General features: G+C 64.3%; 13 protein-coding genes and 1 tRNA gene. 9 read left to right on the top strand and 5 right to left on the bottom strand.

Annotation, left to right across the window (positions count from 1 at the left end):
• Position 1: 1 nt before the first annotated feature.
• Together prfA and hemA are read right to left on the bottom strand one after the other, a co-directional pair.
• Positions 2 to 1,084, bottom strand: a complete 1,083-nt coding sequence (gene prfA / locus LOY42_RS22580) for a peptide chain release factor 1 (RefSeq protein ID WP_258599364.1) — start codon at positions 1,082 to 1,084, stop codon at positions 2 to 4.
• Positions 1,081 to 2,358 (bottom strand): glutamyl-tRNA reductase, encoded by a 1,278-nt coding sequence (hemA, locus tag LOY42_RS22585; protein ID WP_102685314.1) that lies wholly within the window; start codon positions 2,356 to 2,358, stop codon positions 1,081 to 1,083. The genes prfA and hemA overlap by 4 nt, the downstream gene beginning before the upstream one ends.
• Before the next feature lie 643 nt (positions 2,359 to 3,001).
• On the opposite strand from hemA, the gene LOY42_RS22590 reads away from it, so the two are divergent.
• The 9 genes from LOY42_RS22590 (at position 3,002) to LOY42_RS22630 (ending at position 11,269) form a co-directional block, all read left to right on the top strand.
• A complete protein-coding gene (locus tag LOY42_RS22590; protein WP_139668594.1) occupies positions 3,002 to 4,723 on the top strand; it encodes a tetratricopeptide repeat protein in 1,722 nt (573 codons plus the stop codon).
• A 3-nt stretch (positions 4,724 to 4,726) separates the two neighbouring features.
• Positions 4,727 to 5,344 (top strand): lipoprotein insertase outer membrane protein LolB, encoded by a 618-nt coding sequence (lolB, locus tag LOY42_RS22595; protein ID WP_102683836.1) that lies wholly within the window; start codon positions 4,727 to 4,729, stop codon positions 5,342 to 5,344.
• A gap of 4 nt (positions 5,345 to 5,348) precedes the next feature.
• On the top strand, positions 5,349 to 6,209 hold the full coding sequence (gene ispE, locus LOY42_RS22600) for a 4-(cytidine 5'-diphospho)-2-C-methyl-D-erythritol kinase (RefSeq protein ID WP_139668593.1): 861 nt from the start codon (positions 5,349 to 5,351) through the stop codon (positions 6,207 to 6,209).
• Between the two features lie 20 nt (positions 6,210 to 6,229).
• Positions 6,230 to 6,304, top strand: a tRNA-Gln gene (locus LOY42_RS22605).
• 45 nt (positions 6,305 to 6,349) lie between these two features.
• Positions 6,350 to 7,291 (top strand): ribose-phosphate pyrophosphokinase, encoded by a 942-nt coding sequence (locus LOY42_RS22610; RefSeq protein WP_016391678.1) that lies wholly within the window; start codon positions 6,350 to 6,352, stop codon positions 7,289 to 7,291.
• A gap of 118 nt (positions 7,292 to 7,409) precedes the next feature.
• The gene (locus LOY42_RS22615; protein WP_046857141.1) at positions 7,410 to 8,006 is read left to right on the top strand and encodes a 50S ribosomal protein L25/general stress protein Ctc; all 597 of its coding nucleotides are present in this window, start codon (positions 7,410 to 7,412) and stop codon (positions 8,004 to 8,006) included.
• 79 nt (positions 8,007 to 8,085) lie between these two features.
• Positions 8,086 to 8,670, top strand: coding sequence for an aminoacyl-tRNA hydrolase (gene pth, locus LOY42_RS22620; protein ID WP_023629555.1), 585 nt, complete (start codon positions 8,086 to 8,088; stop codon positions 8,668 to 8,670).
• Between the two features lie 23 nt (positions 8,671 to 8,693).
• On the top strand, positions 8,694 to 9,794 hold the full coding sequence (gene ychF, locus LOY42_RS22625) for a redox-regulated ATPase YchF (protein WP_023629554.1): 1,101 nt from the start codon (positions 8,694 to 8,696) through the stop codon (positions 9,792 to 9,794).
• A 305-nt stretch (positions 9,795 to 10,099) separates the two neighbouring features.
• Positions 10,100 to 11,269 carry an MFS transporter gene (locus LOY42_RS22630; protein WP_258599371.1) on the top strand — a complete coding sequence of 390 codons (1,170 nt, stop codon included), beginning with the start codon at positions 10,100 to 10,102 and terminating at the stop codon, positions 11,267 to 11,269.
• Here the strand turns inward: LOY42_RS22630 and LOY42_RS22635 are convergent.
• The 3 genes from LOY42_RS22635 to LOY42_RS22645 all read right to left on the bottom strand — a co-directional run bounded on the left by LOY42_RS22635 (position 11,247) and on the right by LOY42_RS22645 (position 13,634).
• On the bottom strand, positions 11,247 to 12,173 hold the full coding sequence (locus LOY42_RS22635; protein ID WP_258599373.1) for a LysR substrate-binding domain-containing protein: 927 nt from the start codon (positions 12,171 to 12,173) through the stop codon (positions 11,247 to 11,249). The two genes, LOY42_RS22630 and LOY42_RS22635, sit on opposite strands and share 23 nt — an antisense overlap.
• 114 nt (positions 12,174 to 12,287) lie before the next feature.
• A complete protein-coding gene (gene ycaC, locus LOY42_RS22640) occupies positions 12,288 to 12,908 on the bottom strand; it encodes an isochorismate family cysteine hydrolase YcaC (protein ID WP_023632674.1) in 621 nt (206 codons plus the stop codon).
• A 36-nt stretch (positions 12,909 to 12,944) separates the two neighbouring features.
• Complete coding sequence (locus LOY42_RS22645; protein WP_258599375.1) at positions 12,945 to 13,634, bottom strand: hydrolase; 690 nt, start codon at positions 13,632 to 13,634, stop codon at positions 12,945 to 12,947.
• Positions 13,635 to 13,840 lie beyond the last annotated feature (206 nt).

Genomic DNA, 13,840 nt, shown 5'->3' on the forward strand with positions numbered 1-13,840 from the left:
CTCAGTCCCCCAGGGCAGCCAGCTGATCGGCCTGGTATTCGGCCAGCAACGGTTCGATCACCGCGTCTACGCCACCGGCGAGAATATCGTCGAGCGAGTAAAGGGTGAGGTTGATGCGGTGGTCGGTGACCCGGCCCTGCGGATAATTGTAGGTACGGATGCGTTCGGAGCGGTCGCCCGAGCCGACCAGCAGCTTGCGCTCGCTGGCAATGGCGTTCTGCGCGGCGCTCGTCTGCATGTCGTTGAGCTTGGCCGACAACCAGGACATGGCGCGGGCACGGTTCTTGTGCTGCGAACGTTCTTCCTGGCACTCGACCACGATGCCAGTGGGCAAGTGGGTGATGCGGATCGCCGAATCGGTCTTGTTGACGTGCTGGCCACCGGCACCGGATGCGCGGTAGGTGTCCACGCGCAGGTCGGCCGGGTTGATCTCGATCGCCACCTGCTCATCGGGCTCGGGCAAAACCGCCACGGTGCAGGCGGAGGTATGGATACGGCCTTGCGACTCGGTTTCCGGCACACGCTGCACGCGATGCGCACCGGACTCGAACTTCAGCTTGCCGTAGACGCTGTCCCCTTCGACCCGGGCAATGATCTCCTTGTAGCCACCGTGCTCGCCTTCGTTCTCGGAGAGGATCTCCAGGCGCCAGCCGCGCTTCTCGGCATAGCGCGAGTACATGCGGAACAGGTCGCCGGAGAAGATTGCCGCCTCGTCGCCACCGGTGCCGGCACGGATTTCCAGGAACACGTTGCGCCCATCGTTAGGGTCCTTCGGCAGCAGCATGCGCTGCAGCGTCGACTCAAGGCCCACCAGTTGCTCCTTCGCCTCGCGCACCTCCTCGACCGCCATCTCGCGCAGGTCAGGGTCGGCGTCCTTGAGCAACGCCTGAGCACCTTCGAGGTCGTCCTGGACCTTGCGCCACTCTTTATAGGCCCCGATGACCGGTTCCACTTCGGCATATTCGCGGGAATAGGCGCGAAAGCGCGTCTGGTCGGAAATGACTTCGGCATCACCGAGCAACGCGGTGAGTTCCTCGAAGCGGTCCTGGAGCGTGTCCAGTTTGTTCAGCAGCGACGCTTTCATTGCGGGGATTTGTCCGTCGAGCCCTCGTCGAGGGCGAAGAGTTCCTGGGCCATGGCCAGCGCATCGACGCGGCCTTCGGCGGAGAGCTTTTTCAGTTGCACGCTGGGAGCATGCAACAGCTTGTTGGTCAGGCCCCGGGCCAGCTGCATGAGCACGTCCTCGGGGTTGCCGCCATTGGCCAGCAGGCGCTGGGCCTTCTGCAGTTCCTCGTCGCGCAGGCGCTCGCTCTGCTGGCGGTAGGCCTTGAGCACGTCCACCGCCGCCAGCTCGCGCAGGCGCACCATGAAGTCGTCCGCGCCCGCCGATACCAGTTCCTCGGCGGCCTGGGCCGCGCCCTGGCGGCTCTTGAGGTTTTCCGCGACCACTTCATGCAAGTCGTCGACGGTATAGAGGTAGACGTCGTCCAGCTCGCCGACCTGCGGTTCGATGTCTCGCGGCACGGCGATGTCGACCATGAAGATCGGCTTGTGCCGGCGCTGTTTCAGCGCACTCTCCACCGCGCCCTTGCCCAGGATCGGCAACTGGCTGGCGGTGGAACTGATGACGATGTCACTGTTGGCCAGCTCCTGCGGGATGTCCGCCAGCAGCACCGCATGGGCACCGAACTGCTCGGCGAGGATACTGGCGCGCTCCAGGGTACGGTTGGCCACGACGATACGCCGCACGCCCTGCTCGTGCAGGTGACGGGCGACCAGGGTGATGGTCTCGCCGGCGCCGATCAGCAGCGCCTGGCTGCGGCCCAGGTCGGAGAAGATCTGTTTGGCCAGGCTGACCGCGGCAAATGCCACCGACACCGGGTTCTCGCCAATGGCGGTGTCGGTGCGCACCTGCTTGGCGGCACTGAAGGTGGCCTGGAACAGGCGCCCGAGCAGCGGCCCGACGGTGCCCGCCTCGCGCGCCACGGCGTAGGCCGACTTCATCTGGCCGAGGATCTGCGGCTCGCCGAGCACCAGCGAATCGAGGCCGGAGGCCACCCGCATCATGTGCCGGACCGCGTCGTGCTCCTCGTGGACATAGGCGCTGGCGCGCAGCTCGTCGAGGCTCAGCTGGTGATAGTCGGCCAGCCATTGCAGCACAGCATCGGCGGCAAGGTGGTCCTGTTCTATATAGAGTTCGCTACGGTTGCAGGTCGACAGGATCGCCGCTTCGCGGCTGGCGGTCAGTCGGCACAGCTGCTGCAGGGCATCGACCAGCTGCTCGGGCGTAAACGCCACGCGCTCGCGTACGTCTACCGAGGCAGTCTTATGGTTGATACCAAGGGCAAGAAAGGCCATGCAAGATCGCTGGTTGGGACGTGAAGCCGATAATTGTCCTACTTCGCAGGTTTTAGAACAACCACCGTTCGCTATTGTGCTAATGCGGCCAGGCTATCGGCTGTCCCGCCACCTCTATCTGCCTTTGCCTTTTTAGAGCATGTGTATTGAAAGCTGCATGCGCATTCATTCGTAGCGGCGACTCACAGTCACCTTTCCGCCCTTACGGCGGGTTACTTTGGACGGCCAAAGTAACCAAAGCCGCCCAGCTCCATTCATCCAGCCCCTACGCTTCGCTCCGGGGTCCCCTCACTCCGGTCTTGCTCCCGGGAGGACCGCGCTGAACGCCCCATCCTGGGGCGCAGCGCTTGACGGGCATCCATGCCCGTCACCTCCCTCCGCAAGACCTGCGTTCGGCCTCCTGAAGTCGCAATTGGCGTTGCCTGAACTACCGCGCGCTTAGAAGCAAAAGCAAAAGCAAAAGCAAGGGCAAGGGCAAGGGCAAGGGCAAGGGCAAGGGCAAGGCCGTTTGCGAACCACCACCGCCATACATTGTCCCTATACTCCGAAGCGCCGCTTCACACCACGACCTTCGCAGGTGGGTTTGCCATCGCGCTTGTGTCATCATGCTCCGACCGCCGGTTTAGCCTCTTTATAAGCCCCTATGAACAAATCCTACGCATTGCTGCTTGCCCTCGCCCTGCTTCAAGGCTGCCAGAGCCTGGCCCCGAAGACGGACGTCCAGACGCCCGCCCCCGTAGCCGGCAAGAGCGCGGAAAAGCCCGTGGTGTACGGATCGTTCAAGCAGGACACGCTGTACAGCCTGCTGGTGGCTGAGCTGGCCGGCCAGCGCAACCGCTTCGACATCGCCCTGGCCAACTACGTCGACCAGGCCGAGAAGACCCAGGACCCGGCTGTCTCCGAACGCGCCTACCGCATCGCCGAGTACCTGGGCGCCGACGAACCGGCCCTGGACACCGCGCTGATCTGGGCCCGCAACGTCCCGCAGAACCTCGACGCCCAGCGCGCCGCCGCCATCCAGCTGGCCCGCGCCGGGCGTTACGACGACTCCATGACCTACATGGAGAAGGTGTTGCAAGGCCAGGGCGATACCCATTTCGACTTCCTCGCCCTGTCGGCCGCCGAGACCGACCAGCATACCCGCGACGGCTTGATGCAAAGCTTTGACCGCCTGCTGGTGAAATACCCCGAGAACAGCCAGCTGGTGTTTGGCAAGGCCTTGCTGCTGAACCAGGATGACAAGCCGCAACAGGCCCTCGACCTGCTCGAGGCCCACCCGCCACAGAATGGCGAGATCGCCCCGGTGCTGCTGCGCGCCCGCCTGCTGCAGGCCCTGGACCGCGGCCCGGAGGCCCTGCCGCTGCTGCGCGGCGCAATCCGCGACAACCCCGAAGACAAGCGCCTGCGCCTGACCTACGCGCGCACCCTGGTCGAGCAGGACCGCATCGACGACGCCAAGGCCGAGTTTGAGAGCCTGCTCCAGCAATACCCGGAAGACGACGAGATCCGCTACTCGCTGGCCCTGGTATGCCTGGAGACCAAGCACTGGGACGAGGCCGAAGGCTACCTGCAGGAGCTGGTCGAACGTGAGGCCAACGTCGATGCCGCCCACCTCAACCTCGGCCGCATCCGCGAAGAACGCAGCCAGCCGGCAGCCGCCCTGCGCGAGTACGCCCTGGTCGGCCCCGGCCCGGACTACCTGCCGGCGCAACTGCGCCAGGCCGATATCCTGATTGCCAACGGTCGCAGCGCCGAGGCCTCGAAACTGCTCGCCGAGGCCCGCGAGGCGCAGCCGGACTACGCTATCCAGCTGTACCTGATCGAGGCCGAAAGCCTGGGCAACAACGGCAAGGAAACCCAGGCCGGCCAGGTACTGGAGCAGGCGATAAAACGCTACCCGGACGACCTCAACCTGCTCTACACCCGGGCCATGCTCGCCGAAAAACGCAACGATCTGGCGCAGATGGAAAAAGACCTGCGCGCCATCATTGCCCGCGAGCCGGAAAACGCCATGGCCCTCAACGCCCTGGGCTACACCCTGGCCGACCGCACCACCCGCTACGGCGAAGCCAAGGCGCTGATCGAAAAAGCCCACCAGCTCACCCCGGACGACCCGGCCGTGCTCGACAGCATGGGCTGGATCGCCTATCGCACGGGCAACCTCGAGGAAGCCGAGCGCCAGCTGCGCCTGGCCTTCGAACGCTTTCCCGACCATGAAGTCGCCGCCCACCTGGGCGAAGTCCTCTGGGCCAACGGCAAACGCCGCGAAGCCCGCCAAGTCTGGGCCAAGGGCTTCGAAGCCCAGGCCGACAGCCCCATCCTGCGCAAGACCCTCCTGCGCCTGACCGGATCCGAGAGCCTGTAAATCATGTTCCTGCGTCATTGCATCACCTTCACCCTCATCGCCCTGCTCGCCGGCTGCGCCGGTTTCGGCAGCAAGGAAGCCGTGCAGGGCCAGGGCAACCCGCAGCTGTGGCGCGAGCACAAGCAGCAGTTGGGCAATCTCGACGGCTGGCAGATCAACGGCAAGGTCGGCATCCGCGCCCCGCGTGATTCGGGCAGCGGCACGCTGTTCTGGCTGCAGCGCCAGGACTACTACGACATCCGCCTGGCCGGCCCCCTGGGCCGCGGCGCGGCACGCTTGACCGGGCGCCCCGGCGGCGTAGTGCTGGAAGTCGCCAACCAAGGTCGCTACGAGGCGGCTAACCCCGAGGCGCTGCTGGAAGAACAACTGGGCTGGCGCCTGCCGGTGTCGCACCTGGTTTGGTGGGTGCGCGGCCTGCCCGCCCCGGACAGCAAGAGCCAGCTGACCCTCGACGGCGACAGCCGCCTGGCCAGCCTCGCCCAGGACGGCTGGAAGGTCGAATACCTGAGCTATGTGGAGCAGAACGGCTACTGGCTGCCCGAGCGCCTGAAGCTGCACGGCGAGAACATCGACGTGACCCTGGTAGTCAAGGACTGGCAGCCACGCCAGCTGGGGCACTGATTCGATGCAAATGCTGACACTGCCGGCCCCGGCCAAGCTCAACCTGTGGCTGCACATTACTGGGCGCCGCGCCGATGGCTATCACGAGCTGGAAACCGTGTTCCAGTTTCTCGAGCACGGCGACGAACTGAGCTTCGCCCTACGCGACGACGGCCAGATCCGCCTGCAGACTGAAATTGACGGCGTGCCCCACGACAGCAACCTGATCGTCCGCGCGGCGCGGATGCTACAGGCACAGTCCGGCACTCCGCTCGGCGCCGATATCTGGCTGCGCAAGGTGCTGCCCATGGGCGGCGGCATCGGTGGCGGCAGCTCCGACGCGGCGACTACCCTGCTGGGACTCGCGCACCTGTGGCACCTGGACTGGAACGAAGATCGCCTGGCGGCCCTGGGCCTTTCGCTCGGCGCCGATGTGCCGGTGTTCGTCCGCGGACATGCTGCCTTCGCACAGGGTGTCGGCGAGCAACTGACCCCGGTCGACCCCGCCGAACCCTGGTATGTCGTGCTGGTGCCGCAAGTGTCTGTCAGCACAGCGGAAATTTTTTCGCATCCAGAGTTGACACGTGATTCCCTCCCCCTTAAGATGCGCCCCGTTCCCGAGGGAAACAGTCGAAATGACTGCCAACCGGTAGTAGAGCAACGGTATCCTGAAGTTCGCAATGCGCTGATTTCACTGGGTAAATTCACTGAAGCTCGAATGACCGGCACTGGAAGTTGTGTGTTTGGGGCCTTCCCAAGCAAAGCCGAAGCTGATAGAGTTCTGGCCCTTCTTTCAGAGACCCAAACAGGGTTTGTGGCGAAAGGAAGCAATATTTCGATGTTGCATCGCAAGCTGCAAAGTCTGATCAAGAAGTCGAGTTCATAAGAATTCGCAGCAACAGATACAGGGGCGTCGCCAAGCGGTAAGGCAGCAGGTTTTGATCCTGCCATGCGTTGGTTCGAATCCAGCCGCCCCTGCCATTTCTTATACTCATCCAGGTTACCCTCAGCCTTCAGGTACTGCGCGTGTCCAAGATGATGGTCTTCACGGGGAATGCAAACCCCGATCTGGCTCGGCGTGTCGTACGTCAGCTGCATATTCCACTGGGTGATGTTTCTGTCGGTAAGTTCTCCGACGGCGAAATCAGTGCTGAAATCAACGAAAATGTCCGCGGTAAAGACGTCTTCATCATTCAGCCCACCTGTGCCCCTACCAACGACAATCTGATGGAACTGGTAGTGATGGCCGATGCCTTCCGCCGCTCCTCAGCGTCGCGAATCACTGCCGTGATTCCTTACTTCGGATACGCCCGCCAGGATCGCCGTCCGCGTTCGGCACGTGTAGCCATCAGCGCCAAAGTCGTCGCTGACATGCTCACTGTCGTGGGTATCGACCGTGTACTCACCGTCGACCTTCACGCTGACCAGATCCAGGGTTTCTTCGATATCCCCGTCGACAACATCTACGGCTCGCCCGTACTGGTCGACGACATCGAAGACCAGCGTTTCGAGAACCTGATGATCGTCTCCCCGGACATCGGTGGTGTGGTGCGTGCTCGCGCCGTCGCCAAGTCCCTGGGCGTCGATCTCGGGATCATCGACAAGCGCCGCGAAAAGGCTAACCACTCCGAGGTTATGCACATCATCGGCGACGTCGAAGGACGCACCTGCATCCTGGTAGACGACATGGTCGACACCGCCGGCACCCTGTGCCACGCGGCCAAGGCCCTGAAAGAACACGGCGCTGCCAAGGTTTACGCCTACTGCACGCACCCTGTCCTGTCGGGCCGCGCGATCGAGAACATCGAGAAGTCGGTACTGGACGAGCTGGTGGTGACCAACACCGTTCCGCTGTCCGCCGCTGCTCAAGCCTGTGACCGTATCCGCCAGCTGGATATCGCACCGGTTGTCGCTGAAGCGGTACGCCGCATCAGCAACGAAGAATCGATCAGCGCGATGTTCCGCTAAGCGGAACACGTGTTGGTATGAAGCGCCCCGCCCCAGCATTCGTTGGGGCGGGGCTTTTTTGCCATCCCCGTTGGCGCTGGTCGCAAACGCCCTCGGGGGGCTATTTTGGAGAAGCAAAATGACTGATTTCATCCTGAACGCCCAAGCGCGTACTGACCTGGGGAAAGGTGCGAGCCGCCGCCTGCGTCACTCCGCCAACATCCCTGCCGTTGTCTACGGTGGCGATAAAGAAGCCCAATCCCTGACCATCGTGGCCAAGGAAATCGCCAAGCTGTTCGAAAACGAAGCTGCCTTCAGCCACGTTATCGAACTGAATGTCGACGGCGCCAAGCAGAACGTCGTGGTCAAGGCCATGCAGCGTCACCCGGCCAAAGGCTTCATCATGCACGCCGACTTCGTTCGCGTCGTTGCTGGCCAGAAGCTGACCGCCAAGGTCCCGGTTCACTTCGTCGGCGAAGAAGCCCCGATCAAGAAAGGCGGCGAGATCTCGCACGTTGTTTCCGAGATCGAAGTTTCCTGCGAAGCCAAAGACCTGCCTGAGTTCATCGAAGTCGACCTGGCCAACGCCGAAGTCGGCACCATCATCCACCTGTCGGACCTGAAAGCTCCGAAAGGCGTAGAGTTCGTTGCTCTGGCCCACGGTGATGACAAAGCTGTTGCCAACGTCCACGCCCCGCGCGTTGCCGCTGAAGCTGCTGAAGGCGCTGCCGAGTAATCCACTCGCACGCCGGCGTTGATCGGGTTACAGTGCCGCGCGCACCGTAACCCACCAACTCCAAGGAAGAGCCCCTGACGTGACCGCCATCCAGTTGATCGTCGGCCTGGGTAACCCCGGCCCCGAATACGAACAGACCCGGCATAACGCAGGGGCTCTTTTCGTTGAACGCCTCGCCAGCGCCCAGCGCGTCTCGCTGTCCGCTGACAAGAAGTATTTCGGCCTGACGGCTAAGTTCAGCCATCAAGGCAACGATGTTCGTTTGCTGATCCCCACCACCTACATGAACCGTAGCGGCCAGTCCGTGGCGGCTCTGGCCAATTTCTTCCGCATCAAGCCGGAAGCGATCCTGGTGGCGCACGACGAACTCGACCTGCCCCCCGGCGTCGCCAAGCTCAAGAGAGGCGGCGGCCATGGTGGGCACAACGGCCTGCGCGACATCATCGCGCAGCTCGGCAACCAGAACGACTTCCACCGCCTGCGGCTTGGCATCGGCCACCCGGGTGACGCCAAACTGGTCTCCAACTTCGTCCTGGGCCGCGCGCCGCGCGCCGAGCAGGAGAAGCTCGACGCCAGCATCGATTTTGCCCTCGGCGTGATGCCCGACGTGCTTGCCGGCGACTTCGCCAAGGCGATGCGCGAACTGCACAGCCAGAAGGCCTGACACTTTTAGATAGGGGAATACCCATGGGTTTCAATTGCGGCATCGTCGGCCTGCCCAACGTCGGCAAGTCCACCCTGTTCAACGCCCTGACCAAGTCCGGCATCGCGGCGGAGAACTTCCCCTTCTGCACCATCGAGCCGAACAGCGGCATCGTGCCGATGCCCGACGCACGCCTGGCCGCGCTGGCCGAGATCGTCAAGCCGAACCGCATCCTGCCGACCACCATGGAATTCGTCGACATCGCCGGCCTGGTCGCTGGCGCCTCGAAAGGTGAAGGCCTGGGCAACAAGTTCCTCGCCAACATCCGCGAGACCGACGCCATCGCCCACGTGGTGCGCTGCTTCGAAGACGAGAACGTGATCCACGTTTCCAACAGCGTCGACCCCAAGCGCGACATCGAGATCATCGACCTCGAACTGATCTTTGCCGACCTCGACAGCTGCGAGAAGCAACTGCAGAAGGTCGCCCGCAACGCCAAGGGCGGCGACAAGGATGCCCTGGCACAGAAGGCCATCCTGGAAAAACTGATCCCGCACTTCACCGAAGGCAAGCCGGCACGCAGCCTGATGAAGAACATGGCTGACGACGAGAAGGCCGTCATCCGCGGTTTCCACCTGCTGACCAGCAAGCCGGTGATGTACATCGCCAACGTTGCCGAAGATGGCTTCGACAACAACCCGCACCTGGACGTGGTCAAGGCCATCGCCGAGGAAGAAGGCGCGGTCGTGGTACCGGTGTGCAACAAGATCGAAGCCGAGATCGCCGAACTCGACGACGGTGAGGAGAAGGACATGTTCCTCGAGGCCCTGGGCCTGGAAGAGCCTGGCCTGAACCGCGTGATCCGCGCCGGCTACGAGCTGCTCAACCTGCAGACCTACTTCACTGCAGGCGTGCAGGAAGTGCGTGCCTGGACCGTGCGCGTGGGCGCCACCGCGCCGCAGGCGGCCGGCGTGATCCACACCGACTTCGAGAAAGGCTTCATCCGCGCCGAAGTGGTGGCCTATGACGACTTCATCCAGTTCAAGGGTGAGAGCGGCGCCAAGGAAGCCGGTAAATGGCGCCTTGAGGGCAAGGACTACATCGTCAAGGATGGCGACGTGATGCACTTCCGCTTCAACGTCTGAGTACCGCTCGGCGCCCTCCCATCGCGGGGCAAGCCCGTTCCCACGTAGTCTGCACTGGACGCGTGGGAGCGGGCTTGCCCCGCGATGCATTTGTGCAGGGAAAAAATGAGTGTCAACGCGACTGACTGCCAGCACCTGTAGGCCGACGTGCTTCACTCACTTCCTGCAACCGGCTACACTCCCCCTTGCTTGAACCGGGATAACCGAAGCACTGCCTCGAAACCCGATGGACCTGACCCTTGCCGGTCAACCGTCGGGACAAATGGGTCCGGACCTTGGCCGGCCTGTTTATCGGAGGCAATACAATGAGCCCGCGTATTTGGCTGCTGGCCCTGGCGACTTTCGTCACGGGCATGGCAGAAAACATCACGGTCGGCATCCTGCCGGCCCTGGCCGATGGCCTGCAAGTCCCACTCGGTATCGCCGGGCAGCTGACCACGGTGTTCTCCCTGAGCTTCGCCCTCGCCGCGCCCTTCTCTCCCCTGCTGACCACACGCCTGCCATTGCGCCGCCTGCTGTGCGCCACCCTGGCGATTTTTGCCCTGTGCAACCTGGCAGCAGCCTTGGCGCCTGGCTATACCGCGTTGTTGGTGGCGCGCATAGGCATGGCCGCGACCAGCGCCCTGACCTGCCTGACTTGCACCCTGATGGCCACGCGCATGGTGCCCGAGGCCCTGCGTGGCCGCGCCATCGGGGTGATCTTCATGGGCATCTGCAGCTCGCTGGTGCTGGGGGTGCCGGCCGGGATGCTGCTGTGCGACGTGCTGGGCTGGCGTGGCGTCTTCACCGGGCTGAGCGTGCTGGCAATGGCAGTGCTGCTGATGGCCTGCCAAGGGTTGCCGCAGTTGCAGAGCAGCGAACGCATCGCCCTGCACAGCTATGTCCGCCATCTGCGCGACAGCCGCCTGATGGCAGCCCAGGGCGTGTCGTTGCTGATGATTGCCGGGCACTTCACGGTCTTTGCCTACCTGGCCCCCTATGCCCACCAGGTCGCCGCCATTCCGCTGCAATGGCTGGCGGCAGTGTTCGCCGCCTTCGGCATCGCCGGTGTTTCGGGCGGCTATGTCGGCGGCTGGATGGCGGACCGGCTCGGCGCAGGCCGCTCCATCGCGCTGGCGCCGCTGCTCTATCTCGCCAGCTTGCTGGTACTGCCCTTGAGCGTGGACACACCAGGGTTGTTCCTGGCGACCATGATGCTCTGGGGCGGGCTGAGCTGGACCACCTCACCGGTGGTGCAGAGCTACCTGGCGACCCGTGGCCCGGACACCTTCCCAGCCGGCATGAGCCTGAACATGTCGGCCATGCACCTGGGCGTCGGGCTGGGTTCAGCCATCGGCGGCGTGGTGATCACCGGGGCGACGCTGGCGGCCACCCCCTGGGCCGGCGCCGCGCTGACCGCCTTGGCGGCGGGCCTGGCGTTCTGGTCGGCCCGCCCTCCTGCCGAGCCAGGCTTCAGCGAGCGCGAACCGGCGTAGCGACCTGCTGCTCCTGCTCGAAGGCGTCGGCCAGGTAGTCGATCAGCTTGCGCACCGCGGGCATCAACCCGCGCCGGGAAGGGAACAGCGCCACCACCTCCCCTTCCCGTGGCGCCCAGTCGTCGAGAACATGTACCAGCCGCCCGTCAGCAAGGTCAGCACGCACCGCCTCCTCGGGCAGCAGCACCACGCCCACGCCGGCCAGGGCGGCCTCGCGCAGTACCGCGAGGTCGTCCGACACCACGCGGGGACGATGGCGCACGGCAGCCTCGGCGCCAGCAGGCCCGACCAACATCCAGGTCGCGTCCTGCACATTGGCGCCCCAGTTCAGGCTCGGCAGGAGCTGGAGCCCTTCCGGCGACACGGGCCGCCCGTGTTCGGCCAGCAGGCCCGGCGCAGCCACCAGGCACTGACGGCTCGGGGCCAGGCGACGCATCACCAGCTCGCTGCTTTCCAATGGCTGGTGCTGCACGCTCAGCACCAGGTCAAAGCCCTCGCCGATCACATCCACCCGACGGTTGTAGCTCTTGACCAACAACTCGACCACCGGACATTGCGCCATGAAGCGCGCCAGCATCGGCGCCAGGCGTGAATCGAGCAGCGCGGTGCTGCTGGCCAGGCGCACGATGCCACGGGGCTCGGCGCGGTTGCGCTCGACGGCATCCTCGGCGGCGACGGCCTGCTCGAGCATGCCCAGGCAATGGCGGTAATACTCCAGGCCCACCTCGGTTACCTGGAACTGCCGCGTGGAGCGCTGGATCAGGCGCACGCCCAGGCGCTCCTCGAGCTTGGCCACGCGCCGGCTGAGGCGTGACTTGGGCAGGCCAAGGATGCGCCCGGCGGGCGCGAAGCCGCCGTGCTCCACCACCTTGGCATAGAGATAAAGGTCGTTCAGGTCGAACATCGGCAACACTCGTCCACGGCTCACCGCTGCATCATCCGCCATTCTCCAGGGATCGTCACAGGGGCCGTGGGCGTCATCAGGCCCGGGCCCCGGCAACGGGGCCCGGGCTGGCGGTCATTTGGCCAGCTTGCTGTAGCTGGTCATCAGGTTGCGGTAGTCGGGGATGTGGTTGGAGAACAGCGTGCCCAAGCCTTCGATGTCGTTGCGCCAGTCACGGTGCAGCTCGCAGGCCACGCCGAACCAGGTCATCAGCTGGGCGCCGGCGGCTTCCATGCGGCGCCAGGCCGAGTCGCGGGTCAGTTCGTTGAAGGTGCCGGAAGCGTCGGTGACCACGAACACCTCGAAGCCCTCCTCCAGCGCCGACAGCGCCGGGAAGGCCACGCACACCTCGGTGACCACACCGGCGATGATCAGCTGCTTCTTGCCGGTGGCCTTCACCGCCTTGACGAAGTCCTCGTTGTCCCAGGCATTGATGTTGCCGGGGCGGGCGACGTAGGGCGCCTCGGGGAACTGCTCCTTGAGCTCGGGTACCAGCGGGCCGTTGGGGCCGGTCTCGAAGCTGGTGGTGAGGATGGTCGGCAACTTGAAGTACTTGGCCAGGTCGGCCAGCGCCAACACGTTGTTCTTGAACCGGTCCGGGTCGATGTCGCGTACCAGCGACAACAGGCCGGTCTGGTGATCGACCAGCAGTACCGCGGCGTTGTTCTTGTCCAGACGCTTGTATTGGAATGCCATGATGGATCTCCTTGCTTGGATGGGAAACAGCCAGGTTCAGTTGCGTTGCGAGTCCAGTTGCTCATGGCCGGTGACGACGGCCTGGGCCTTGGCGTAGCTCTCGATCAACAGTTGATAGTGCGGGAACACCGCACTGTAGGCCTCGGCCCACTGTGCGGCATCCGGGCGGTTCCAGGTGCGCTGCACCTCGGAGCAGACGGCGGCGGTGTCCATCGGCACCACGCCGGCCTGGACCACCCGCGCCAAGGTCACTTCCTGGGCCATCTTGGAGTAGGTGCCTGACGCGTCGATGACCGCGAACACCTGGTAGCCGGCGGCCACCGCGCTGATGCTGGGGAAGGCCATGCACACGCTGGTGATGGTGCCGGCGATGATCAGTTGCTTGCGCCCAGTGGCCTTCACCGCAGCGACGAACTCGGGGTTGTCCCAGGCGTTGATCTCACCTTTGCGGGCCACGTATTGCGCGTGTGGCGCAGCCTCGTGGATTTCCGGGATCAACGGGCCGTTGGGACCCTGGGGTACCGAGGCGGTGGTGATGACCGGGATCTTCGCCAGGCTGGCGACCTTGGCCAGGGTGATGGCGTTGGCCCGCAGTGCGGTCATGGGCATGTCCTTGACCGTCTGGAACAGGCCACTCTGGTGGTCGATCAGCAGCATCGTGGCGTTGTCGGGGTCGATGCGTGGCACTTGGCCTTCGAAGTTGGCGGCTTGCGAGAAATTGCTCATCGTTCTCTCCTCTTGGTGTGAGAACAGGCCATCCTGGCCGCTGCGGTCGGGCCGCGCCCCACACATCCACAGTGGGGACTATGAGAGTAGGCAACGCAGGCTGAACGAAGCGACCGTCAGTCGGCGGGCCGTGGCAAATGCCCGTGTGGCCTGTGGCCAGGCGGGCGGCAGGGCTAACGGTAGAGAGCAGAGACGCGGGCCGGTAG

This window comes from Pseudomonas sp. B21-023 (assembly GCF_024749165.1).
Taxonomy (GTDB): Bacteria; Pseudomonadota; Gammaproteobacteria; order Pseudomonadales; family Pseudomonadaceae; genus Aquipseudomonas.